Source organism: Streptomyces hyaluromycini, from assembly GCF_002217755.1.
In the GTDB taxonomy this organism is placed as follows: domain Bacteria; phylum Actinomycetota; class Actinomycetes; order Streptomycetales; family Streptomycetaceae; genus Streptomyces; species Streptomyces hyaluromycini.
Genome location: NZ_BCFL01000039.1, coordinates 88,507 through 110,916, shown reverse-complemented (window position 1 = coordinate 110,916; position 22,410 = coordinate 88,507). Strand labels below are relative to the sequence as shown.

Annotated in this window: 20 protein-coding genes; 5 read left to right on the top strand and 15 right to left on the bottom strand. The window is 71.7% G+C overall.

The window, feature by feature from the left end:
• The first annotated feature begins 2 nt into the window (after positions 1-2).
• Positions 3-923 carry a DUF1918 domain-containing protein gene (locus SSP29_RS48490; RefSeq protein WP_089107402.1) on the top strand — a complete coding sequence of 307 codons (921 nt, stop codon included), beginning with the start codon at positions 3-5 and terminating at the stop codon, positions 921-923.
• 152 nt (positions 924-1,075) lie between these two features.
• On the opposite strand, the gene SSP29_RS48485 is transcribed toward SSP29_RS48490, so the two are convergent.
• The 14 genes from SSP29_RS48485 to SSP29_RS48420 all read right to left on the bottom strand — a co-directional run bounded on the left by SSP29_RS48485 (position 1,076) and on the right by SSP29_RS48420 (position 17,917).
• Positions 1,076-1,570 (bottom strand): flavodoxin domain-containing protein, encoded by a 495-nt coding sequence (locus tag SSP29_RS48485; protein WP_089107401.1) that lies wholly within the window; start codon positions 1,568-1,570, stop codon positions 1,076-1,078.
• A gap of 15 nt (positions 1,571-1,585) precedes the next feature.
• Entirely contained in the window at positions 1,586-2,314 is a 729-nt protein-coding gene (locus tag SSP29_RS48480) for a CBS domain-containing protein (protein ID WP_089107400.1), read from the bottom strand.
• Between the two features lie 20 nt (positions 2,315-2,334).
• Complete coding sequence (locus SSP29_RS48475; protein ID WP_089107399.1) at positions 2,335-5,031, bottom strand: bifunctional acetate--CoA ligase family protein/GNAT family N-acetyltransferase; 2,697 nt, start codon at positions 5,029-5,031, stop codon at positions 2,335-2,337.
• Between the two features lie 179 nt (positions 5,032-5,210).
• A complete protein-coding gene (gene gap / locus SSP29_RS48470; RefSeq protein ID WP_089107398.1) occupies positions 5,211-6,224 on the bottom strand; it encodes a type I glyceraldehyde-3-phosphate dehydrogenase in 1,014 nt (337 codons plus the stop codon).
• 166 nt (positions 6,225-6,390) lie between these two features.
• Positions 6,391-7,251, bottom strand: coding sequence for a universal stress protein (locus SSP29_RS48465; RefSeq protein WP_089107431.1), 861 nt, complete (start codon positions 7,249-7,251; stop codon positions 6,391-6,393).
• 5 nt (positions 7,252-7,256) lie between these two features.
• Complete coding sequence (adhP, locus tag SSP29_RS48460) at positions 7,257-8,279, bottom strand: alcohol dehydrogenase AdhP (protein ID WP_089107397.1); 1,023 nt, start codon at positions 8,277-8,279, stop codon at positions 7,257-7,259.
• A 24-nt stretch (positions 8,280-8,303) separates the two neighbouring features.
• Positions 8,304-9,209 (bottom strand): universal stress protein, encoded by a 906-nt coding sequence (locus SSP29_RS48455; RefSeq protein ID WP_089107430.1) that lies wholly within the window; start codon positions 9,207-9,209, stop codon positions 8,304-8,306.
• Positions 9,210-9,366: 157 nt separating this feature from the next.
• Positions 9,367-9,993: a DoxX family membrane protein gene (locus SSP29_RS48450; RefSeq protein WP_089107396.1), complete on the bottom strand. Its 627-nt coding sequence runs from the start codon at positions 9,991-9,993 to the stop codon at positions 9,367-9,369.
• Positions 9,994-10,176: 183 nt separating this feature from the next.
• Positions 10,177-10,914, bottom strand: coding sequence for a pyruvate formate-lyase-activating protein (gene pflA / locus SSP29_RS48445; RefSeq protein WP_089107395.1), 738 nt, complete (start codon positions 10,912-10,914; stop codon positions 10,177-10,179).
• Positions 10,911-13,169, bottom strand: a complete 2,259-nt coding sequence (gene pflB / locus SSP29_RS48440; RefSeq protein ID WP_089107394.1) for a formate C-acetyltransferase — start codon at positions 13,167-13,169, stop codon at positions 10,911-10,913. Before pflB ends, pflA begins: the two co-directional genes overlap by 4 nt.
• A 107-nt stretch (positions 13,170-13,276) precedes the next feature.
• A complete protein-coding gene (locus SSP29_RS48435) occupies positions 13,277-14,200 on the bottom strand; it encodes a carbamate kinase (RefSeq protein WP_089107393.1) in 924 nt (307 codons plus the stop codon).
• 3 nt (positions 14,201-14,203) lie between these two features.
• Positions 14,204-15,205, bottom strand: a complete 1,002-nt coding sequence (gene argF / locus SSP29_RS48430) for an ornithine carbamoyltransferase (RefSeq protein ID WP_089107392.1) — start codon at positions 15,203-15,205, stop codon at positions 14,204-14,206.
• 12 nt (positions 15,206-15,217) lie between these two features.
• Positions 15,218-16,423, bottom strand: coding sequence for an arginine deiminase (locus SSP29_RS48425; protein ID WP_089107391.1), 1,206 nt, complete (start codon positions 16,421-16,423; stop codon positions 15,218-15,220).
• Between the two features lie 24 nt (positions 16,424-16,447).
• Positions 16,448-17,917: an amino acid permease gene (locus SSP29_RS48420; protein WP_275539794.1), complete on the bottom strand. Its 1,470-nt coding sequence runs from the start codon at positions 17,915-17,917 to the stop codon at positions 16,448-16,450.
• Positions 17,918-18,122: 205 nt separating this feature from the next.
• Here SSP29_RS48420 and SSP29_RS48415 point away from each other — a divergent pair, with 205 nt between their 5' ends.
• The 3 genes from SSP29_RS48415 to SSP29_RS48405 all read left to right on the top strand — a co-directional run bounded on the left by SSP29_RS48415 (position 18,123) and on the right by SSP29_RS48405 (position 20,083).
• On the top strand, positions 18,123-18,587 hold the full coding sequence (locus tag SSP29_RS48415; RefSeq protein WP_089107389.1) for a cyclic nucleotide-binding domain-containing protein: 465 nt from the start codon (positions 18,123-18,125) through the stop codon (positions 18,585-18,587).
• A gap of 39 nt (positions 18,588-18,626) precedes the next feature.
• The gene (locus SSP29_RS48410; protein ID WP_089107388.1) at positions 18,627-19,304 is read left to right on the top strand and encodes a CBS domain-containing protein; all 678 of its coding nucleotides are present in this window, start codon (positions 18,627-18,629) and stop codon (positions 19,302-19,304) included.
• A 77-nt stretch (positions 19,305-19,381) separates the two neighbouring features.
• The gene (locus SSP29_RS48405; protein WP_089107387.1) at positions 19,382-20,083 is read left to right on the top strand and encodes a response regulator; all 702 of its coding nucleotides are present in this window, start codon (positions 19,382-19,384) and stop codon (positions 20,081-20,083) included.
• A gap of 364 nt (positions 20,084-20,447) precedes the next feature.
• Here SSP29_RS48405 and SSP29_RS48400 read toward each other — a convergent pair whose 3' ends face one another.
• Positions 20,448-20,861 (bottom strand): universal stress protein, encoded by a 414-nt coding sequence (locus SSP29_RS48400; protein ID WP_107436461.1) that lies wholly within the window; start codon positions 20,859-20,861, stop codon positions 20,448-20,450.
• On the opposite strand from SSP29_RS48400, the gene SSP29_RS48395 reads away from it, so the two are divergent.
• Positions 20,766-22,337, top strand: a complete 1,572-nt coding sequence (locus SSP29_RS48395) for an oleate hydratase (RefSeq protein ID WP_089107386.1) — start codon at positions 20,766-20,768, stop codon at positions 22,335-22,337. The two genes, SSP29_RS48400 and SSP29_RS48395, sit on opposite strands and share 96 nt — an antisense overlap.
• The last annotated feature ends 73 nt before the right edge of the window (positions 22,338-22,410 follow it).

The following is a 22,410-nucleotide window of genomic DNA, read 5'->3' as shown; positions in this document are numbered from 1 at the left end:
CCATGCGAGCTCACCTCGGCGACCAACTCGTCATCGAAAGCCCGGCCACGGGCGCGACCAGGCGCGACGGGGAGATCATCGGCCTCCACCACGAGGACGGCACACCCCCCTACGACGTGCGGTGGTCGGATTCGGGCGAGGTCACGCTCGTCTTTCCCGGGCCCGACGCGCACATCCACCATCTCCGGCCCGGACCGCCCGGTTCCCCACACGAATCACCGGGGAACACGAGTGAGGCGGAGAACTGGTCCGCGCCCCCGCCATCGGGCGGGGCCGCCAGTCCGGGAGACTTCGGCGGGTGGGTGGCCGCGGAACGGCGACGGCTGGGCCTCAGCCGAGAGGTGACGGCCGCTCGGGCCCGTATGGCCCCCGAATACCTCGATCGTCTGGAGCAGCGCCCCACGGCCCCGGCCCTGGGGACGGTCGTCAGGCTGGCAGAGGCACTGGGCACCAGCGTCAGCGCGCTGTACAACGCCGGCGTCGACCTCCCGCCCGGCCAGGGACACGCCCTGCTCCACCCACGGCTGCGCGACCTCGCCCCGGAGGAATGCAGGGCCCTGCTCTCCACACACGGGGTCGGACGCGTCACGGTCTCGACGCCGGACGGTCACCCGGCGGTCGTCCCGGTCAACTACGACGTCATCGACGGCGCCATCGTCTTCCGGACCGCGCCGGAGTCCGTCACCGCGACGGTGGTGGACGAGGAGGTCGCCTTCGAGGTCGACCGTGTGGACGAGGGACGCAGCGTGGGCTGGAGCGTACTCGCCGTCGGGCGGGCGAGCATCGTGACGGAGCCCGAGGCGGTACGCAGGCTGGTTCAGTACGCCCACGCCACACCATGGGCGGGCGGCGAGCGCGCCATGTGGGTGTCGATCCGGCCCAGAAGTCTCACGGGCCGCCGCATCACACCGGCGGATGAGTAGCCGAGGACTGCGGAGTTCACGTCGTCGGCGTCATGACGCCGCCCGCACTCGTCCATCACGAGCGGGCCTCGCCAGGTCATCCTGGCGAGGCCCGCTCGTGATGGACTCATGGTCTGCGGCTTGGGTCGAGGCCGAGGCGCGGCGAGCGCCTGTCAGCCTTTCAGCTCCCCGGCGATCCCGGACGCCCACGCCTCCACGGCGTCGAAGTCCCGGAAGTCCCCGCCGTTCCCGGAGCGCAGGATCCTGCGGGCCAGCCAGCCGTCCGCGTCGTCGTCCAGGCAGCCACCGAAGGTGGCGTGGCCGCGGGCGTGCAGGTCCTGCATCGCGCGGCGCACCCCGCGCACGGGCGGGATGTCCCGTTCGGATGCGGAAGCGTCGAGCGGGCCGCTGCTGAAGAACCACACGGGCCGCTCGGCGAGGTCGCGGCGGTGACGGCGGACGAATGTCCGGGCGTCCTTGTGCCAGCGGCCGGCGTACAGGCCGCCACCGACCACGACCGCGTCGTACCGGTCCACGAAGGGCACGGACGCGGCCCCCATCGTCTCGACGGTCAGCCCCTTCTCGCGCAGGGCGTCGGCGATCGACTCGGCGATGTGCGCCGTCGATCCGTTCTTGGTGCCGTAGGTGACCAACACGGTGCCGGTCATGGGACGGCCCTCCTCTCAAAGTCCGCGCAGCCAGTCGTCGGCTGCGCCGTGCAGCGCCTGCTCCTCGCGGATGCGGGCGTCGTCCTGGCGGTAGGTCAGTTTGTCGACCACGTCGACCACGCCGTCCGTCTGACGGGTCATGGAGACGGCGATCTCGGTCTCGGTCCTGCGTTCCATGTGGCCGGTGAGCGTGACGACGCCCTCCGCCACGGCCACCTCGATGCTGCGGGGCGGCATCCACAGGGCCCTTACGAGGACCTCCTCGATCACCTCGTCGCGGATCTCGTCGTCGGGGCGCAGGAACACCTGGAGCAGGTCGCGGCGCGTGACGATGCCGACCAGCCGGTCCTCCTCGTCGAGGACCGGGAGCCGCTCCACGTGGCGTGCGGCCATGGTCCGGGCCGCCTCGACGATGGTGTCCTCGGCGTGCACGGTGACCGGCGGGTCCGACATCAGCTCTCCGGCCGTACGGGCCTGTGCCTTGGCCGCCTGCTTCCTGGCGCCGCGCGTCAGCTGGCCGAGCGGTGTGCGGGGCCTTTCCCCACAGGGGTCGGGAGCGGCGGCCTGGCGCACCATCAGGTCGGTCTCGGAGACGACCCCGATGACCTTGTCGTCGTCATCGATCACCGGCAGGCCGCTGATCCGGTGGTCGGCGAGGAGTCGCGCGACCTCCTTGAAGGGCGTGCCGTAGGCGGCGTGGACGACGTCCGTGGTCATCACGGAGCCCACCTTGTTGTGCCTCATCTAGGTCTCCTCCTCAGCCCTCAGCGGAGCCGGCGCAGATAGGGGTCCTGGGGCCGGCGCGGCAGCAGTCGTACCCGTGCGTCGAGCACGGTGACGCCGCCCGGCGTGGCCAGGACGGGGTTGAAGTCGGCCTCGGCGAGCTGCGGCAGGTCCGCCGCCATGCGGGACAGTCGCAGGAGCAGTTGCTCCAGGGCTTCGAGGTCGACGGGTCCGTTGCCGCGGGTGCCGAAGAGCAGGGGCGCGCAGCGCGGGGACGTGATCAGGTCGTGCACGTCGTGGTCGGTGAGCGGCGCGAGCCGGGCCGCATGGTCGGCGAGGATCTCGGTGGCCGTACCGCCGAGTCCGAAGAGCACCAGTGGGCCGAACACCTCGTCCTGGACGACACCGGCGAACAGCTCGGTGCCGCGCCGGGCCAGCGACTGGACGACCACGCCGGTCATCAGGTTGCCGAAGCGAGTGTCCAGGTCCCGGAAGGCGGCGCGGACCTGCGGCTCGCCGCGCAGGTCGAGGTGGACCGCCCGCTCCTCGCTCTTGTGGACGAGGCCCGGCCAGTGGGCCTTCATGACCACCCGCCCGTCGGCGCCCTGCAGTCGTTCGGCGGCGCGGACGGCGTCGTCCTCGGTCTCGGCCCAGGCCCAGGGGATCTGCGGGATGCCGTAGCAGGCGAGCAGGTCGGCGCAGGTGCGCGGGTCGAGCCAGCCGCCGTCCGGGTGTGCGGCCAGGTGGGCGTCGGCGATGGCGTGGGCCCGCTCGGTGTCGACGTCGTCGAGCGCCGGTACGGTGCCGGCCGGCCGGGCCAGCCAGGCCGCGCGGTCGGCCGCGTGGGCCAACGCACGTGCCGCCGCCTGCGGTTCGGCGTAGGCCGGGACGGTGCCGCCCTCGTCGGCGGCGGGCAGCAGCCTCACCGGCAGGTCCTGCTCCAGGCGTACCGCGAGGACCGGCTTGGACCTGCGGCCGGGCGCCCCGGTGAGGGCCCGCACCAGGTTGTCGCCGGTCGCGGTGGCGAGAGCGGTCGGGACCAGGGCCACCAGGACGGCATCGACGCCCGGATACTCCATGAGCGCGTCGACGCAGTCCGTGAGCTGTTCCTCGGTCACGGCGGCGGTGGCGTCTATCGGGTTGCCGATGGCCGCTCCGTCCGGCAGCACGGCGAGCAGTTCGTCGATCATCGTCGGGGTGAACGGCGGCAGGGCGAGCCCGGCCTCGGCGCAGGCGTCGGCGGCCAGTACTCCGGCGCCGCCCGCGTTGGTGACGATGGCGAGGCGTTTGCCCTCCGGCAACGTCTGGGAGTACAGCAGGGCGGCCGCTTCGAGGAGTTCGCCGACCGAGCTGGTGGCGGTGATGCCGGCCTGGGTGAACAGGGCCCGGCGGGTCATGGTGGGGGTGGCCGCGGCCGCGGTGTGCGAGGCGGCGGCCCGGCGACCGGCAGCGGACCGGCCGGCGTCCACGGTCAGCACCGGCATCCGGCGGGCGACCCGGCGGGCGGTACGGGAGAACGCGCGCGGGTTGCCGAAGGACTCCAGGTGCAGCAGGGCGAGGTCGGTACGGCCGTCGGTCTCCCACCACTGGAGCATGTCGTTGCCGCTGACGTCGTACTTGTCGCCGAGCGAGACGAAGGAGGACACGCCGATGCCGAGCCGGGACAGGCCGTCGAGCAGGGCGATGCCGATACCGCCGGACTGGACGGCGACGCCGGCACTGCCGGGGCTGGGGTGGCCATCGGCGAAGGTGGCGTCGAGGCGCAGGCCGGGGTCCGTGTGGGAGATGCCGAGGCAGTTGGGGCCGACCATGCGCATGCCGTAGGTCCGGCATGCGGTGCGCAGCGCCTGTGCCTGGTCGGCGTCGAGGCCCGAGGTGACGACGAGGAGGGCGCGGACACCGGCCTTGCCGCATTCCTCGGCGGTCGCCGGGACCGCCGCCGCGGGCACCGCCACGACCACCAGGTCCGGGGTCCTTGGCAGGGCGCTGACGGACGGGTAGCAGGGCACGCCGAGGACCGAGGTCACGCTGGGATTCACGGCGAAGAGGCGGCGGGTGTAGCCGCCGGTGTGGATGTGGTGGAGGATCGCCCGGCCGACCGAGCCCGGTTTGCGTCCGGCGCCGACGACGGCGACCGCCTCCGGGCACAGCAGCGGCCGCAGGCTCGCCACGTCCGCGGCGCGGCCCCGGGACTCGACGGCCGAGAGGTAGGCGTCGTCCTCGTCGAGGTGGATGGTGCAGCGTGTCTCGGGGCCCTCGAAGCGGCGGGACGTGCGCAGGCCGAGGTCGGCGAAGAGGCGGAGCACCTCGCGGTTCTCGCTCAGCGCGTCGGCTGTGAAGGTGGTGATGCCGTCGGCGCGGGCCGCGGAGACCAGGTGTTCGACGAGGAGGGTGCCGACGCCCCGGTGGTGCAGTCCGTCGGCGACGGCGATGGAGATCTCCGCGGCGTCCTTCTCCCCGCCGGTGTCGTACTCGGCGAGGCCGAGCACCCGGCCCCGTGTCTCGGCCAGCAGCGCCCGGTAACCGGGGCGGGCCGGGGCACACGCCCGGTCGGCGGCCATGCCGGCCGAGCGCCGGCTCACCGAGAAGAACCTCAGGCGGAGGTTCTCCGAGGACATCTCGTCGTAGAACCCCTTCAGCCGGTCGTGGTCGCCGGGGGCCGCGGCCCGGATGCACACGGTGGTGCCGTCCGCGAGCAGCGCGTGGGCGGGGGATCGTTCGAGCAGGTCGTCGGTCATCGCGGGTCTCCTCCATACCGGTTGACACTTCGAGCATCCAGCGCGGCGGGGCCTGGTCCCATGGGCTGTCCGGGGCGTACCGGGGGCCGGTCGGCCCAACGTTCTCCGCCGGTCGTCCCGGGTCCCGGGCATGCGGAAGGGGCCGGTGATCGGCGGCACCGGCCCCTTCCAGAGCGTGGTCAGTCGTCGGCGACCAGGGCGGTGAGGTCCAGGAGCCGGTTGGTGTAGCCCCACTCGTTGTCGTACCAGCCGAAGACCTTGGCCAGGGTGCCGTTGGCCTGGGTCAGGGCCGGGTCGAAGACGCAGGAGGAGGGGTCGCCGATGACGTCGCGGGAGACGATCGGGGCCTTCGACACCCGCAGGATGCCGTTGAGCGCGCCCTCGGCAGCCGCCTCGAACGCGGCGTTGATGTCGTCCGGGCTCGCTTCACGTCCGAGCACCACCGCGAGGTCGGTGAGCGAGCCGTCCTCCACCGGTACGCGGACCGCGATGCCGTCCAGCGCCCCGGCCAGTTCCGGCACCACCAGGCCCACCGCGCGGGCGGCGCCGGTGCTGGTCGGGATGATGCTGAGGGCGGCGGAGCGGGCCCGGCGCAGGTCCTTGTGCGGGCTGTCGAGCAGGGACTGGTCGTTGGTGTAGCCGTGGATGGTGGTCATGACGCCGCGTTCGATACCGAAGGCTTCGTCGAGGACCTTCACCATCGGGGCGACGCAGTTGGTGGTGCAGGAGGCGGCGGAGATGATCCGGTGCTGGTGCCGGTCGTAGGTCCGGTCGTTGACGCCCATGACGATGGTGGCATCGACGCCCTTGCCGGGCGCGGACAGCAGGACCGTGTGGGCGCCGGCCTTCAGATGCAGGGCGGCGGAGTCCCGGTCACGGAACCGGCCGGTGGACTCGATGACGATCCCGGCGCCGTAGTCCAGCCAGTTCAGGGCGCCCGGGTCGCGCTCGGCGGTGACGGCGATACGGCGCCCGTCGACGGTGATCGAACTGTCGTCGTGGACGACGTCCCGCCCGATGTGCCCGAACGTCGAGTCGTACTCAAGGAGATGGGCGAGCGTCGCGGGCGAGGTGATGTCGTTGATCGCGACGACCTCGACGTCCTGGGTGCCCGCCTCGGCGCGGTCGAGTGCCGCGCGCAGGTAGGTACGGCCGATCCGGCCGAAGCCGTTGATGCCGACGCGTACGGTCATGATGACGAACTCCTTTCTGGGGTGGGGTGTTCAGTCGTTCCAGGTCCAGTCGGCGACCTCGGGCAGATCGGTGCCGTGCTCACGGATCCACGCCTGGTGACGGGTACGGGCATCGGCCGTCTGCTGGCGTACGCCGGCGAGCCACGGAACGGCCCGTCACCGCACCTCACGTCCGTTCGGGGACGACGGCGACCGGGCACGCGGCGTGGTGCAGGACCCCGTGGGCCACCCGGCCGAGTTGGAGCCCGAGGTGCCCGGTGTTGCGCCGGGCCCCGACCACCAGCAGGTCGGCGGTGTGGGAGGCGGCCAACAACACCTGGCGGGCGGGGCCTTCGACGGTCTGACGGTGCACGCGGACCTTCTCCGGTACCTCGCTCAGTGCCTCCTCCAGGGTGTCGGAGGCCTGCTGCTCGTGCAGCCGGGCGGGTTCGCCGGCCAGCAGAGGGTGATCCGTGGTCTCACGCGCGGGGGCCCGCCAGGCCCGTACGGCGTCGACCTCGGCGCCCCGCAGTTCGGCCTCCCGCAGGGCGAAGGCCACGGCCTCCTTGCCGCCGACGCCGAGCACGATCCGGCCGCCGCTCCCGGTGCGGACCTGGTTGTCGTGGCTGCCGCGGAGCACGATCACCGGGCAGTGGGCCTGCGCGGCGACGGTCAGGCCGACCGAGCCGAGCAGCATCTCGACGAAGCCGCTGCGTCCCCGGGAGCCCAGCACCAGCGCAGCAGCCTCGCGGCTCTCGTGCACCAGCGCGTACTCCGGCTCCTCCGGCAGGATGTCGGTGGTGACCTTGAGGTCGGGCTGCCGACGGTGGGCCCGCCGAGCGGCGATGTCGACCACGTCCTCCGCCATCAGCTCGTCGGACGGCTTGGTGAGGTCGTCGGTGAGCGATTCGCCCTCGTAGCGCTCCCACAGCGAGGCGTACACCAGCCGGAGCGGTGCCCCGCGCAGGACGGCCTCGTCGGCCGCCCAGTCGACGGCCCGCAGGCTGGACTCGGAGCCGTCGACCCCGACCACGACGGGCAGGTCCACCGTGCTCACCGCCCCGCGCCCATGTCGAACACGATCCGGGCCTTGACCTGGCCGCGCAGCACGTCCTCGATCGACTCGTTGACGGTGCCCAGCGGACGGGTCTCGTAGACGACCCTGGTCCGGCCGGCCGCGTGCAACTGGAACACCTCGGCGAGGTCCTGCCGGGTGCCGACGATCGAGCCGATCACGCTCGTGCCGTTCAGCACGGTGTCGAAGATCGGGACCCGGACCGTGCCGTGCGCGGGCAGCGCCACCATCACCAGCTTGCCGCCGCGCCGCAGGCCGGAGTTGACGGCCTCGAAGGCGGCGTCGTTCACGGCGAGCGCGATCGCGGCGTGCGCTCCGCCGTGCTGCTTGAGCACCGCGCCGACGTCGTCCTTGCGGGCGTCGATGACGAGGTCGGCGCCGAGCTCGGCGGCGAGCTCCAGCTTGTCGTCGGTGACGTCGATGGCGGCCACCTGGGCGCCGGCGATCTTCGCGTACTGCAGGGCCAGATGGCCGAGTCCGCCGACGCCGGAGATCGCGACGAGCTGGGTGGGCCGTACGCCGGCGACCTTGAGCGCCTTGTACGTGGTGACGCCGGCGCAGGTCAGCGGGGCGGCGTCGAAGGGGGTGACACCCTGCGGGACCGGCTGGGCGAAGTCGGCCCAGGCCAGCATCTTCTCGGCGTATCCGCCGTCGCAGCCGTAGCCGGTGTTGACCTGCTGCTCGCACAGGGTCTCCCAGCCGGACAGGCAGTGCTCGCACCGCCCGCAGGCCTTGCCCAGCCAGGGCACGGCGACCCGCTGGCCGACGCTCAGGTGGGTGACGCCCTCGCCGAGCTTCTCGACGAGTCCGACGCCCTCGTGTCCGGGCACGAACGGCGGGTTCGGCTTGACCGGCCAGTCGCCGTGCGCTGCGTGGATGTCGGTGTGGCACAGCCCGGAGGCCTCGACACGGACGCGGACCTGGCCGGGGCCGGGCTCGGGGTCGGGGCGCTCCTCGATGACCAGGGGCTCACCGAAGGCTCGTACGACCGCTGCCTTCATGATCTGTTCTCTCCTCAGGGTGGGTCAGCCGTGGGCTACGACGGCGACGGGGGCGGTGGAGTGGTGCAGGACGGCGTGGGTGACATGGCCGATGTGGGCGCCCAGGGCACCGTGGCGGATCCGCCGGCCGACGACGACCAGCGAGGCCTCCCGGGACGCCTCGACGAGCTGCTCTGCGGCGCTGCCGAAGCGGGACTCCTCTGTGGTCTTCACGTCCGGGTACTTCTGCCGCCAGGGGCTCAGCACCTCGGCGAGGGCCCGGGACTGTTCCAGGGCCAGTGCCTCGTACAGGGGCGGGTTCACCGGCATCCCGTACGCGTAGTACGGGGGCGGGAACCAGGCGTGCACGACCCGCAGCGAGGTGGCGCGGCGCAGTGCGGCCTCGAAGGCGAACTCGATCAGCGTCTCGTCCGGGTGGTCGGTGTCGAGACCGAGGACGACGGGCCGGAAGGGTGTCGCGGCGGACGGAATACCCGCCGGGTCGGCCTCGTGCTCGTCGGCGGCCTGCTCCCCAGCCCGCACCAGCACCGTGGGGCACTCGGCGTGGGCCACGACGCTCAGGCTCACCGAACCGACCAGGAGGCCGCCGACACCGCCGAGGGCCCGGGAGCCGAGGACGAGGAGGGAGGCCGTCTTCGACGCCTCGGCGAGAACCTCGCCGGGGTTGCCGGACAGCTGCTCGCCGGCCACCTCGATACCGGGGTGACGCAGCCGCAGTCCCTCCGCGGATTCCCGCGGGATCCGCTCAGTCCAGTGCTGAAGGGTCTCGGGGCCGAGCAGCGGGGCCTGTGCCATGGGGTCGGGGACCGGTTCCCAGACGTGGACGATCTTCAACGGCAGACCGAGCAACTCCGCCTCGCGGGCCGCCCATTCGGCGGCTGCCCGGCTCTCGGCCGAGCCGTCGAGACCGGCGGTGACGGTACGGGGCATGGTCTTCACCTCCTGCGCAAGGACCCCTGTGGGGGATCCGGTTCCAGCGTCGTGTTCAGGGGGTCCGGCGGGCAGGGGCCACAAGTCCCGGACAGGGGCCGTTCGGCCCCGGGCCCGGGCGGCGGGACCGATGGTGGTCCCACCGCCCGGCGGGCGTTCAGCGCAGCCACCCGTTGCTGCGGACGAAGGGCAGCCGGGCCCACAGCCGTCCCAGGCCGAGGGTGTCGCCGGCGGCCGCGACGGCCAGGGCGATCAGGACCACGGCGTAGATGAGGTGGTAGTCGGCGAACGGGTTGGTGGACATGCTCACGGAGCCGTCCGAGAGGTGCCTGGCGGGCGGCCACTCGGCCATCCACATCAGCGCCATCATCGCGGTGCCCGCGACGGCGGCCAGGCGCAGCGCGACGCCGGCGGTCAGGGCCAGGCCGACGCCGAGGAGGCCGAGCATGAACAGCCAGTCGGCCCAGGTGTCCCCGGCCCAGGAGTGGAAGGTGGACTCCAGCGGGCCGGCGGCGACGGAGCTGAGGAAGCCCTTGGTCGGCGAGCCGCCGTCGATCCAGCCCTTGCCGGAGGGGGTGGCGTAGCCGAGGCCGAAGGACTTGTCGAGGAACGCCCACAGGAAGACGAACCCGGTGAGCAGCCGCAGGGAGGCGAGGACGTAGGCCCCTACGGTGACCGTGTCGCTGACCGCCGACACGGCGAGCTCGGACGAGGAGCCGGTCCGGTTCCTGCGGAACGAAACCCGGAATCCGGAGCTACGGTGAGGGTGCTCGTGCACGGCCATGGTGGTGATCCCTTCGGGGAGTCGGGGGGGCGGTTCGTTCCTTGCCCTACGTCCTTCACTCTCGTGCTCCGCGAACGTCCGCACCGGATGCCGAAGGTCCGCACCCCTTGGGCTGAACGGCCCTGTCCGCAAGGCCTGTTGGACATGCCCACGACGCTTGCGCCGCGCCCGGACCCACCTCTGTCAGTAGGCCTCCACCCCCTGCCCACGGAACTGCCCACGCACCCGCTCGACCAGTTCCGGCGACGGACCGGGCGCGTCCTGCAACGCGAAGGGAATGCCGAGTGCCGTGTACTTCGACGCGCCCAGTTTGTGGAAGGGCAGGACGTCGACCCGCTGGACCGCGGGGAGCTCGGAGACGAAGCGGGCCAGCCCGTCGATGGGCTCCGGGGCGTCGGTCCAGCCGGGGACCAGGACGTAGCGGATCCACATCGGGACGCCGAGATGGTCGAGGCGGGTGGCGAAGTTCAAAGTCGGGGACAGTTCGCCGCCGGTCAGGGTGCGGTAGGTGCGGACGTCGAAGGACTTGATGTCCAGCAGGACCAGGTCGGTGTGGGAGAGAAGTTCGTCGGTGGCGCGGGCGCCGAGGAAACCCGAGGTGTCGAGGGCCGTGTGAAGGCCGGCCTCCTTGCAGCGGCGCAGGATCTCGCCGGTGAAGGCGGACTGGAGAAGCGGTTCGCCGCCCGTGACGGTCACCCCGCCGCCGGCCGTGGTGATGAAGGCGCGGTACTTCTCGATCTCCGCCATCACCTCGTCCACGGTCGTCGAGCGCCCGTCGCGCATGTGCCAGGTGTCCGGGTTGGCGCAGTACAGGCAGCGCAGCGGGCAGCCGGAGACGAAGAGGACGAACCGGGTCCCGGGACCGTCCACGCCGGTGGACAGGTCCCAGGAGTGGATCCGGCCGCGCTGAACGGTGCTCACAGTGAACCGTGGAAGGTGCGGCTGATCACGTCGAGTTGCTGCTCGCGGGTCAGGCGGACGAAGTTGACGGCGTATCCGGAGACCCGGATGGTCAGGTCCGGGTAGTTCTCCGGGTGTTCCATCGCGTCTTCCAGTGTGGCCCGGTCGAGGACGTTGACGTTCATGTGGAAGCCGCCGGCCGCCGTGTAGGCGTCGAGGATGCCCACCAGGTGGCCCGCGCGTTCGGCCGGGTTGTGGCCCAGGCCCTCGGGCGTGATGGTCGTGGTCAGGGAGATGCCGTCGCGGGCCTGCTCGTAGGGCAGCTTGGCCACCGAGAGGGCGGAGGCGGCGACGCCGTGGCGGTCGCGGCCGTTCATCGGGTTGGCGCCGGGGGCGAAGGGCTGGCCGGCGTGGCGGCCGTCGGGGGTGTTGCCGGTGTGCTTGCCGTAGACGACGTTCGAGGTGATGGTGAGGACCGACTGGGTGTGTTCGGCGTTGCGGTAGGTGGGGTACTGGCGCACCTTGGCCATGAAGGACTCCACCAGGCCGACGGCGATGTCGTCGGCGCGGTCGTCGTTGTTGCCGTACGCCGGGAAGTCGCCCTCGGTCCGGAAGTCGACGGCGAGTCCGGTGGCGTCCCGGAACACCTTCACCCGCGCGTGCTTGACGGCGGACAGGCTGTCTGCGGCGACCGAGAGGCCGGCGATGCCGCACGCCATGAAGCGGTGCACGGGGTAGTCGTGCAGGGCCATCTCGATGCGTTCGTAGGCGTACTTGTCGTGCATGTAGTGGATGACGTTGAGGGCGTTGACGTACGTCCGGGCCAGCCAGTCCAGGACGTGGTCGTAGGCCGCCGACAGTTCCTCGTAGTCGAGGTACTCCCCGGTCAGCGGGGGCGCGGCGGGGGCGATCTGTTCGCCGGTCATCTCGTCGCGGCCGCCGTTGACCGCGTACAGCAGGGCCTTGGCGAGGTTGACCCGGGCGCCGAAGAACTGCATCTGCCGGCCGACCTGCATCGCCGACACACAGCAGGCGATCGCGGTGTCGTCGCCGGTGCACGGGCGCAGCAGTTCGTCGGACTCGTACTGGACGGCGCTGGTGTCGATCGAGACCCGGGCGCAGAACTCCTTGAAACCGGCGGGCAGTTGGGGCGACCAGAGCACGGTCAGGTTGGGTTCGGGGGCAGGGCCGAGGTTGTACAGGGTCTGCAGGAACCGGAAGGAGGTGCGGGTGACCAGGGTGCGGCCGTCGGCGCCCATGCCGCCGATGGACTCCGTCACCCAGGTCGGGTCGCCGGAGAACAGGGCGTCGTACTCGGGGGTGCGCAGGAAGCGGACGATCCGCAGCTTGATCACGAAGTCGTCGATCAGCTCCTGGGCGCCCGTCTCGTCGAGGATCCCGTCCGCCAGGTCGCGCTGGAGGTAGACGTCGAGGAAGGTGGAGGTGCGGCCCAGCGACATCGCGGCGCCGTTCTGCTCCTTCACGGCGGCCAGATAGCCGAGGTAGAGCCACTGCACGGCCTCGTGGGCGGTGGCGGCGGGCCGGGAGACGTCACAGCCGTACGTCGCCGCCATCTGCGTCAGCTCGCCCAACGCCCGTATCTGCTCGGCGAGTTCCTCCCGGTCCCGGATCACCTCGGTGCCGGACCCGCAGGCGTCGAGCTTGGCCCGCTCGGCCTTCTTGGCCTCGATCAGCCGGTTGGTGCCGTAGAGCGCCACGCGCCGGTAGTCGCCGATGATCCGGCCCCGGCCGTAGGCGTCGGGCAGTCCGGTGATGACGCCGGCCTTGCGGGCGGCGCGCATCTCGGGCGTGTAGGCGTCGAAGACCCCGTCGTTGTGGGTCTTGCGGTAGGTGCCGAAGACGCGGGTCACGAACGGGTCGGCCTCGTAGCCGTACGCGCGGAGCCCGTTCTCCACCATCCGCAGGCCGCCGTTCGGCATGATCGCGCGCTTGAGCGGGGCGTCCGTCTGGAGGCCGACGATCAGTTCGCGGTCGCGGTCGATGTAGCCGGGCGCGTGCGAGGTGATGGTCGACGGGGTGGCGGTGTCGACGTCGAGGATGCCCCGGCGGCGCTCCTCCGGGAACAGCGAGCTGACCTTCGCCCAGACCGCACGGGTCCGGTCGGTGGGTCCGCTCAGGAACTCCGGGCCGCCCTCGTACGGTGTGTAGGTGGCCTGGATGAAGTCGCGTACGTCGATCCGCTCGCGCCAGAGCGTCCCGGCGAAGCCCCGCCAGGCGTCTGTCGTGCGGTTGCCGGCTGTCATGGTTGCGGTCATCGTCGGTCCTCTCCCGATCTCTCACTTGGAATGCTTCTCGCTCACCGCGCTCGCCGGGAGTGCCGCCCGGTCCCCCGGACCGGGGCCGGACGGCCCTGCTCGGTCGGTCACTCGCCGTCGAGGTCCGGGCGGACGAGCGTGCCCGAGCGGGCGTGGACGATCTCGTACGCCGCGTCCAGTGCTCCGATGGCGGCCAGTCCCCCGGTCCGCTCCACGAAGCGGGCGGCCGCCTCCGCCTTGGGCCCCATGGAGCCCTCGGGGAAGCCGGCGCCGCGCAGCTCGTCCGGGGTGGCGTCGAGCACCGGGCGCTGGTCCGGGGTGCCGTAACCCGCGTACACGCAGGGCACGTCGGTGAGGATGAGCAGGAAGTCGGCCTTCAGTTCCTCGGCGAGCAGGGCGGCCGTGAGGTCCTTGTCGACGACCGCCTCGACGCCGGTGAGGGCCCCGGAGTCCCGGTCGGCGGTGACGGGGATGCCTCCGCCGCCGGCGCAGATCACCAGCGTGCCGCCGTTGAGGAGTTCGTGCAGGGTCTCGGTCTCGACGATGCCCTGCGGGATCGGGGAGGGCACGACGCGGCGCCAGCCCTTGCCGTCCCGCCCCATGCGCCAGCCGCGGCGGCGCGCGAGGGCCTTGGCGACGTCCTGGCCGTAGACCTGGCCGACGAACTTGGTGGGCCGCGCGAAGGCCGGATCGTCCGCCCGGACCAGCGTGTGGGTGACCAGGGTGGCGATACGGCGGCCGGGCAGGGCGTTGTGCAGGGCGCGGGCCAAGAGGGCGCCGATCATGCCCTGGGTCTCGGCACCCAGCATGTCGAGCGGGTAGGGGACGGTCAGCGCCGGGTCGGTGGCGCTCTCCATGGCGAGCAGGCCGATCTGCGGGCCGTTGCCGTGGGTGATGACCAGTTCGTGGTCGTGGGCGAGCGCGGCGAGGGCGGTGACGACCCGGTCGACGTTCTCCTGCTGGACGGCTGCGTCGGGGCGGTCGCCCCGACGCAGCAGGGCGTTGCCTCCGAGGGCGACGACGATGCGCATGGTTCAGTCCTCCAGGGTGGCGACGAGGACGGCCTTGATGGTGTGCAGCCGGTTCTCCGCCTGGTCGAAGACGATCGACGCCGGGGACGAGAAGACCTCGTCGGTGACCTCCAGGCCGTCCAGGCCGTGGGCGTCGTAGAGGTCCCGGCCCAGGTGGGTGCTGCGGTCGTGCAGGGCCGGCAGGCAGTGCATGAACTTGACGTCGGGGTTGCCGGTGGCGGCCAGCGTCTTGTCGTTGACCTGGTAGGGCAGGAGCAGTTCGATGCGCTCCCGCCAGGTGTCGGCGGGTTCGCCCATCGACACCCAGACGTCGGTGTGCAGGAAGTCGGCACCGCGTACGGCGGTCTCGACGTCCTCGGTGAGGGCGATGCGGGCGCCGCTGCGCTCGGCGAGCGCCCGGCACCGGGTGACCAGATCGCTGTGCGGCCACAGCGCGCGCGGGGCGGCGATGCGGACGTCCATGCCGAGCAGGGCGCCCATGGAGAGCAGCGAGTTGCCCATGTTGTTGCGGGCGTCGCCGAGGTAGCAGTAGGCGATGTCCTGCAGGGGCTTGGCGCTGTGCTCGTGCATGGTCAGGACGTCGCACAGGCTCTGGGTGGGGTGGGCGGTGTCGGTGAGCCCGTTGTAGACGGGGACGCCGGAGCGGGCGGCGAGTTCGGTGACGATCGACTGGGCACTGCCGCGGTACTCGATGGCGTCGAACATGCGGCCGAGCACGCGGGCGGTGTCGGCGATGGACTCCTTGCCGCCGATGTGGGTGTCGCCGGGGCCGAGGTAGGTGGTGTGGGCTCCTTGGTCGGCGGCGGCGACCTCGAAGGCGCAGCGGGTGCGGGTGGAGGTCTTCTCGAAGATCAGCGCGAGGTTCCGGCCGGTGAGCCGGGGCCGCTCGGTGCGGGTGCGCTTCTCGGCCTTGAGGCGGGCGGCGAGGGTGAGGAGGTGGTGGATCTCGGCGGCGGTGAAGTCGAGTTCGCTCAGGTAGGAGCGGCCTCGCAGGTCGACGGTCATGGTGATGTCCTGTCAGTTGGCCGGGTCGCGCTGGATCGGGCAGCTCATGCAGCGCGGTCCGCCGCGCCCGCGGCCGAGTTCGGCACCGGCGATGGTGACGATCTCGATGCCCTGCTTGCGCAGGTAGGTGTTGGTGGTGACGTTGCGCTCGTAGCCGACGATCACGCCGGGCGCGACGGCGAGGAAGTTGCTGCCGTCGTCCCACTGTTCGCGCTCGGCGCCCCGGATGTCCTGCGGCGCGGAGAGCATGCGGACCTTGTCGAGGTCGAGGGCCTCGGCGAGCGCGGTCGCCAGGTCGGAGTCGGGGGTCACCTCGAAGCCGGTGTCGCGATCGGCGCTCGGGGTGAGGGTCCAGGAGCGCAGGGAGTCGGCGAGCCCGGGGTAGATGGCGAAGGCGTCGCGGTCGACCATGGTCAGGACCGTGTCCAGGTGCATGTAGGCCCGCGCGGAGGGCAGTTGGACGGCGATCAGCCGGGTGGCCGTGCCGTCGGCGAACAGCCGGGCGGCCAGGTTCTCCACGGCCTGGGCGGTGGTGCGCTCCCCCATGCCGACCATCACGGCCCCGTTGCCGAGGACATGGACGTCACCGCCCTCCAGGGTGCCGGCCACGCCGTCCGGCACGAGGGTGCCGGCGAACAGCGGGTGGAAGCGGTAGATGGCCTCGGCGTGCAGGCTCTCGCGGCGGCGGGCCGGCTTGGCCATCGGGTTGACCGACAACCGGTCGTAGATCCAGCAGGAGTTGTCGCGCGGGAAGAGGTGGTTGGGCAGCGGCGGAAGGGCGAAGTCGTCGGCGCCCAGGGCGTTCCAGACCAGGCTGTGCGGGGTGGCAAGGGGCAGGTCGCTCTTGAGGATCCCGCCGATGAGGTAGCCGGCCAGGGTCTCCCCGTCGAGTTCGGCGCACAGCGCGCGGACGGGGTCGATGAGCGCCGGACCGACGGTGGCGGGGGTGATGACGCGGTCGAGCAGCCAGTCCCTGGCGCCGTCGGCGTCGAGAGCCTGGGCAAGCAGGTCGGCGAAGTAGTGGACGCGGGCGCCGTGGTCGCGCAGGACCTGGGCGAAGGCGTCGTGCTCCTCGCGGGCCCGCTTGGCCCACAGGATGTCGTCGAAGAGCAGCGCGTCGACGTTGCGCGGGGTGAGGCGGGAGAGTTCGAGGCCGGGGCGGTGCAGGATCACCTGGCGCAGGGGGCCGACCTCGGAGTCGACGTGGAAGGTGTTCATGGTGGCCTTTCCGGGGGCGCTGGGTCAGTCCTGCTGGTTGAGGGGGTGCGGCTTGCGGGCGCCGCCGACGCGGTTGGTGCGCAGTCCGCGGGGGCGCCGGGGGCTGGGGACCGCCGTCTCCGGGGCGCGCCGCGGGGCACCGGTGCCGGCGGCGGCCAGACTCTGGCCGCGCTTGAGCCAGACGTAGACCGGCACACCGAGCAGCACGACGAACAGCCCGTAGTAGACGGTCTGGTAGCCGCTGCCCTGGATGGACCAGTAGGAGAAGGCGAGCGCCAGCGCGGCGACGGTCGTGTCGCGGGCGAGCCGCTTCGGGCTGAGCGACTCCCTGCCGTGCACCAGCAGCCAGTACAGCTGGGCGGCGGCGGAGAAGAGGTACGGGATGACGGCGGTCAGCACGCTCAGCAGCACGATCTTCGTGAAGACGTCGTCGAAGCGGGTGTAGCTGAACACGGTGATCAGCGAGGCCAGCACGGTCGAGGCGACAATCCCGAAGGCCGGCACGCCGTTCTTGCCGCGCAGCCGCGCGAAGGCGGTGGGGAACAGTCCGTCACGGGCGGCGGCGTACGGCATCTCGGCACACAGCATGGTCCAGCCGTTGAGGGCGCCGATGCCGGAGACGATGGCGGCGACGGCGACCACGTCACCGGCCCAGGTGCCGCCGAAGATGTTGTTCGCGGCGTCGGTGAAGGGCGCGGTGGAGGAACCGAGACCGGCGTGCGAGACGGTCCCGAAGACCGCGAGGGTGCCGAGGATGTAGATGACCGCGCAGACGAGCGTGCCGTACACGGTGGCCCTCGGCACGTTGCGGCCCGGCTCCCGCACCCGGCCGGCGACGACCGAGGCCGCCTCCAGGCCCAGGTAGCTGAACAGGGCGATGGCCCCCGCGGCGGAGATCGCGCCCAGCGCCGAGTGGCCGCTGGCGTTGAAGGAGCCGAAGTTGTCCGGGTCGACGAAGAACAGCCCGACAGTGGCCATGAAGACCAGCGGGACGAACTTCAGCACCGTGGTGACGACCTGGAAGGCGCCGATGTTCCGTACGCCGGTGAGGTTGATCGCGGCCGGGATCCAGAGGCCGGTCAGTGCGAGGAGCACCGAGATCCACGTCTTGTGGCCGGTGTTGACGAACACCTCGACATAGCCGACCCAGGCCACCACGATCGCCGCGTTGCCGGCCCACGCGGTGATCCAGTACGACCAGGCGTTCAGGAACCCCGCGAACTCGCCGAACGCCTCGCGGGCGTAGACGTAGGGCCCGCCGCTCGCGGTGGTCCGCCCGGCGAGCGAGCCGAAGGTCAGCGCCAGGGCGAGCGCTCCGAGGGTGACGACGCCGAAGGCGACCAGCGCGATCGGCCCGTACGGCGCCAGAGCCGAGGGCAGGGCGAAGACGCCGGTGCCGATGATGCTGCCGATCACGAGGGCGGAGGCGGCGGGGAGACCGAGGGCCGCCGCCACCGGGGCGGCTCGTCTCCCGCTCGTCGGGGTCGTGGACATGGCTGTGCTCCTTGTGCGTGGCGCTGCGGACGAATCGATGTGGGACTGATCGTCTGCGCCACAGCGGGGTGCGGGGAGCGGCCGTACGGGCTCAGAGACGTACTGATGGTCCCGGGCGGCCGGGACCGTTCGGCCCATGCCGCTTCCGCGGCATCCGCCGCACGCTGGCAGTAGCAGTCAGTACGGCCCGCCAGGGAGGTACGCCATGAGCACCACACCGACCCCCACCATGCTGCGCGCCCTTCCCGGCGGACATCGGGAACGGCTGATGCGCCTCGCCCGGGAGGTCTCCTTCCCCCAGGGGACGCGGCTCTTCGAGGAAGGCGCTCGCGCCGACCGGTTCTGGATCATCCGCTCCGGCCGTGTCGAACTCGACATGCACGTTCCCGGCCGCCGGGCGGCCGTCATCGAGAACCTCGGCCACGACGAACTGGTCGGCTGGTCCTGGTTGTTCGCACCGTACGTGTGGCACCTGGGCGCCGAGGCCACCACACCGGTCCGGGCCTACGAGTTCGACGCCGTCGCCGTCCGGTCCATGTGCCAGGACGACCCGGCGCTGGGCAACGCCGTCAGCCAGTGGGTGGGCCAGGTGCTCGCCCACCGCCTGCGCGCCTCCCGTACCCGGCTGCTGGACCTGTACGCCCCGTACGGGGCCGACGCCGGCATCTGACGACGTCCCTCGGCCCCATCGGCTCTCCTGGGAGTGACCATGCACGGCACACCGCACATCGTGAGCGACGTCATGACACAGACCGTCGTCAGCGTCGGACGTCAGGCGTCCTTCAAGGAACTCGTGCAGCTGATGCGGGACTGGCAGGTCAGCGCCCTGCCGGTCGTCGAGGGAGAGGGCCGCGTCGTCGGCGTCGTCTCCGAGGCGGACCTCCTGCACAAGGAGGAGTTCCGGGACGGCGACCCCGAGCGGTACACACAGCTGCACAGGATCACCGACCTGACGAAGGCCGGCGCGGTGGCGGCCGAACAGCTGATGACCTCCCCCGCCCTCACCACCCGCCCCGACGCCACCCTCGCACAGGCCGCCCGCACCATGGCACGGGCCAAGGTCAAGCGGCTCCCCGTGGTGGACGAGTTCGGTGTGCTGCAAGGTGTGGTCAGCCGCGCCGACCTGCTCAAGGTCTTCCTGCGCGGTGACGAGGAGATCGCCGAGGAGGTACGGCGCGAGGTCGTCTCCTACCTCTTCCCGCCACCCTCCTCCGCGCTGCGCGTCGACGTCCAGGAGGGAGTGGTCAAGCTCGTCGGCCGGATCCGGGACACGGCCCTCGTCCCCGTGGCGGCGCGGCTGGTCCGGGCCGTCGAAGGCGTGGTCGACGTGGAATTCGAGCTCACGACCGGCCACCCCGAGGAGGCAACTGGGGCCGGTCGGCCCTAGTACAAGCGGCCCCGGCGGGCGATGATCATCCCGGGCAGCACGCAGTCTGCCCTTCATCCGGGAAACCAGGGGACGTCATGGCAGAGCCGCGCACCTTCTCGGAGCAGGACCCGATCCGCGTCTTCCTGCTCGACGACCACGAGGTCGTCCGGCGCGGCATCACCGACCTGCTCGACGCCGAACCCGACATCACCGTCGTCGGCGACGCCGGCACCGTCCAGCACGCCCTCGCCCGCGGCCCCGCCCTGCGCCCGCACGTCGCCGTCCTCGACGTCCGCCTCCCCGACGGCGACGGCATCACCGTCTGCCGCGAACTGCGCGACCAGATGCCCGACCTCGCCTGCCTCATGCTGACGTCGTTCGACGACGAGGACGCCCTGCTCGACGCGATCATGGCCGGAGCCTCCGGCTACGTCCTCAAGCAGATCAAGGGCTCGGACCTGGTCTCGGCGGTCCGCACGGTCGCCTCGGGCCAGTCCATGCTGGACCCCGCGACCACCGCCCGCCTCATGCGCTCCCTGCGCGCCGACCCCGCCGAGACCCCGTCCACGCCACCCGAACTGGCAAGCCTCTCCCCCCGCGAACGCGACATCCTCGCCCTCATCGGCGACGGCCTCACCAACCGCGAGATCGGCAAGAAGCTCTACCTCTCCGAGAAGACCGTCAAGAACCACATCTCCCGCCTCCTCGCCAAACTCGGCGTCCAACGACGCGTCCAGGCCGCCGTCCTCGCCACCCACCTGGAACAACCGGACACCCAGGGCCGACCGGCGAGGTGAGCCGTGCGCGGAGCCGGGTCCACGGGGGCCACGCACCGGCTCTCCGGGCGCCCACACTTCTTTGCCCTGCCCGCCACCGCTCCGTCCGACGGACCGTGATCGTTGTCGGCATGCCCTGCGACGACGATCACGGTCCGTTCACGGTCACGGACAGGGCCGACCCGATCCGCTGACCGAACCTGCGGCAACCTCCGGTGGCCTGCCCGCGTACGCATGCGGTGGCCGCCCACCGCGGCGGCGTGCCGGTCGACGGCATGAACCTGAGCAGGCTCGGGGGCCGTGCGCCCGCACACCAGCCCGCTCACCGGTGCCCCGCCACGCGGTCCGTGACCACGTCCACGACGCGGAACCCGCGGGTCTTCGCTCACGGCCCCTCGGGACGCACGATCACCACAGGACAGCTCGCGTGCTGCGAGACCTGCATCCTGACCGACCCGAACGGCGCACGAGCGAACCCCCCTCTGCCCCGACGGCCGGCACGTCGGCGCCCTCCGCGGTTGGCAACGGCACGTCGACCGGGTTGCCGTGCGCCAGATCGACGGCGCGGCCGCGATCTGGCGACGAGGCCAGGGCCGACCGGGCCCGACCGGTGACCAACGGCCCACTGACGGCGCCGCCCGCGCACGAAAACGTAGGAGGTGCGGTTCCCGATCCGCAGACGTGAGCGACGAGGAGACTTGTGATGGCGAAGGCATATCTGGTGGGCAGCGGAATCGCGGCGCTCGCCGCGGCGGCTTTCCTGATCCGCGACGGCGGGTTCGACGGCGCGGACATCCATCTCTTCGAGGAGCAGATGGGCATCGGGGGCAGCCTGGACGCGGGCGGCAGCGCGGAGGCCGGCTACACCATGCGCGGCGGGCGGATGTTCGAGGCCGAGTTCCGTTGCACGTACGACCTGCTGTCCGGCATTCCCACGCTGGACGATCCCTCGGTGACCGTGACCCAGGAGATCCTGGCCGGGCACGAGGAGTTCGCCTGGGACGACATCGCCCGGCTGGTCGACGGGGACGGAAAGATCGTCGACCCCCGCTCGATGGGGTTCTCCGAGCGCGACCGCCTGGAGCTGGTCCGGTGTCTGGCGACCCCCGAGGGGCACCTGGACGACAAGCGGATCACCGACTGCTTCGGCGAGCACTTCTTCACCACCAGCTTCTGGTTCATGTGGTGCACCACGTTCGCCTTCCAGCCCTGGCACAGCGCGATCGAGTTCCGCCGCTACCTCCGCCGCTTCATCCACCTGTTCCCGGAGTTCGGCTCCATGTCCGGGATCCACCGGACCCGGTACAACCAGTACGACTCGATCGTGCGCCCCCTGGCGTCCTGGCTGCGCGAGCGCGGCGTGACCATCCACCCCGGCTGCAAGGTCACCGACCTCGACTTCGCCCCTGGGAAGGACGGCAGGACGGTGCAGGCCGTCCGCCTGATCCGGGCCGGCCGCGAGGAGCGGATCGCCGTCGCCCCCGAGGATCTGGTGCTGGTCACCAACGGCTCCATGACCGACGCCTCCAGCCGGGGCACGCACACGTCTCCCCCGCCGCCGCCTTCCCAGCGCTCGGACGCCTGGCTGCTCTGGCACCGGCTGGCCCGGGGACACGAGAAGTTCGGGAACCCGGGCGCCTTCGACAAGCACGTGAAGGAGTCCCGCTGGGAGTCCTTCACGGTCACGGCCAAGGACCCCGTCTTCCTCGACGCGCTGGCCGGGTTCAGCGGCCGGGAGACCGGCAAGGGCGGCCTGATGACCTTCACCGACTCCAACTGGCTGCTCACCATCGTCGCCAACCGCCAGCCCGCCTACCGCGACCAGCCGGACGGTGTCTCGGTCTGGTGGGGCTACGGCCTCTTCCCCGGCCGGGCCGGCAACCACACGCCCAAACCGATGACGATGTGCTCCGGCCGGGAGATCCTGGAAGAGGTCCTGCACCACCTGCACTTCGACGACCCGACCAGTGCCCGCGTCCTGGCGACCTCGACCGTCATTCCCTGCGTGATGCCCTACATCACCAGCCAGTTCCTGAACCGCCGCCGCGACGACCGCCCCGAGGTCGTGCCCGAGGGCTCGGTCAACCTCGCCTTCATCGGGCAGTTCGCCGAGGTGCCGGACGACGTCGTCTTCACGGTCGAGTACTCCGTACGCACGGCGTGGACGGCGGTGTCCCAGCTTCTCCACCTCGACAGGCAACCGCCGCCCGTCTACAAGGGCCACCACGACCCCCACGTCCTGGCGGCCGCGCTGGAGACCATGCACCGCCGGTGACCCACGCGCCCCGGGAGGGCCGCTCGGCCCCTCCCGGGGACGTTCGGTACCCGCCCCGCCACCGGGCCCGCGG

Excerpts from the sequence above, each read along its gene's own strand:
- SSP29_RS48490 (WP_089107402.1), top strand. The coding sequence starts at position 3 with ATGCGAGCTCACCTCGGCGACCAACTCGTCATCGAAAGCCCGGCCACG.
- SSP29_RS48485 (WP_089107401.1), bottom strand. The coding sequence starts at position 1,570 with ATGACCGGCACCGTGTTGGTCACCTACGGCACCAAGAACGGATCGACG.
- SSP29_RS48480 (WP_089107400.1), bottom strand. The coding sequence starts at position 2,314 with ATGAGGCACAACAAGGTGGGCTCCGTGATGACCACGGACGTCGTCCAC.
- SSP29_RS48475 (WP_089107399.1), bottom strand. The coding sequence starts at position 5,031 with ATGACCGACGACCTGCTCGAACGATCCCCCGCCCACGCGCTGCTCGCG.
- gap (WP_089107398.1), bottom strand. The coding sequence starts at position 6,224 with ATGACCGTACGCGTCGGCATCAACGGCTTCGGCCGGATCGGCCGTACC.
- adhP (WP_089107397.1), bottom strand. The coding sequence starts at position 8,279 with ATGAAGGCAGCGGTCGTACGAGCCTTCGGTGAGCCCCTGGTCATCGAG.
- SSP29_RS48455 (WP_089107430.1), bottom strand. The coding sequence starts at position 9,209 with ATGCCCCGTACCGTCACCGCCGGTCTCGACGGCTCGGCCGAGAGCCGG.
- SSP29_RS48450 (WP_089107396.1), bottom strand. The coding sequence starts at position 9,993 with ATGGCCGTGCACGAGCACCCTCACCGTAGCTCCGGATTCCGGGTTTCG.
- pflB (WP_089107394.1), bottom strand. The coding sequence starts at position 13,169 with ATGACCGCAACCATGACAGCCGGCAACCGCACGACAGACGCCTGGCGG.
- SSP29_RS48435 (WP_089107393.1), bottom strand. The coding sequence starts at position 14,200 with ATGCGCATCGTCGTCGCCCTCGGAGGCAACGCCCTGCTGCGTCGGGGC.
- argF (WP_089107392.1), bottom strand. The coding sequence starts at position 15,205 with ATGACCGTCGACCTGCGAGGCCGCTCCTACCTGAGCGAACTCGACTTC.
- SSP29_RS48425 (WP_089107391.1), bottom strand. The coding sequence starts at position 16,423 with ATGAACACCTTCCACGTCGACTCCGAGGTCGGCCCCCTGCGCCAGGTG.
- SSP29_RS48420 (WP_275539794.1), bottom strand. The coding sequence starts at position 17,917 with ATGTCCACGACCCCGACGAGCGGGAGACGAGCCGCCCCGGTGGCGGCG.
- SSP29_RS48415 (WP_089107389.1), top strand. The coding sequence starts at position 18,123 with ATGAGCACCACACCGACCCCCACCATGCTGCGCGCCCTTCCCGGCGGA.
- SSP29_RS48410 (WP_089107388.1), top strand. The coding sequence starts at position 18,627 with ATGCACGGCACACCGCACATCGTGAGCGACGTCATGACACAGACCGTC.
- SSP29_RS48405 (WP_089107387.1), top strand. The coding sequence starts at position 19,382 with ATGGCAGAGCCGCGCACCTTCTCGGAGCAGGACCCGATCCGCGTCTTC.
- SSP29_RS48395 (WP_089107386.1), top strand. The coding sequence starts at position 20,766 with ATGGCGAAGGCATATCTGGTGGGCAGCGGAATCGCGGCGCTCGCCGCG.
- SSP29_RS48400 (WP_107436461.1), bottom strand. The coding sequence starts at position 20,861 with ATGGATGTCCGCGCCGTCGAACCCGCCGTCGCGGATCAGGAAAGCCGC.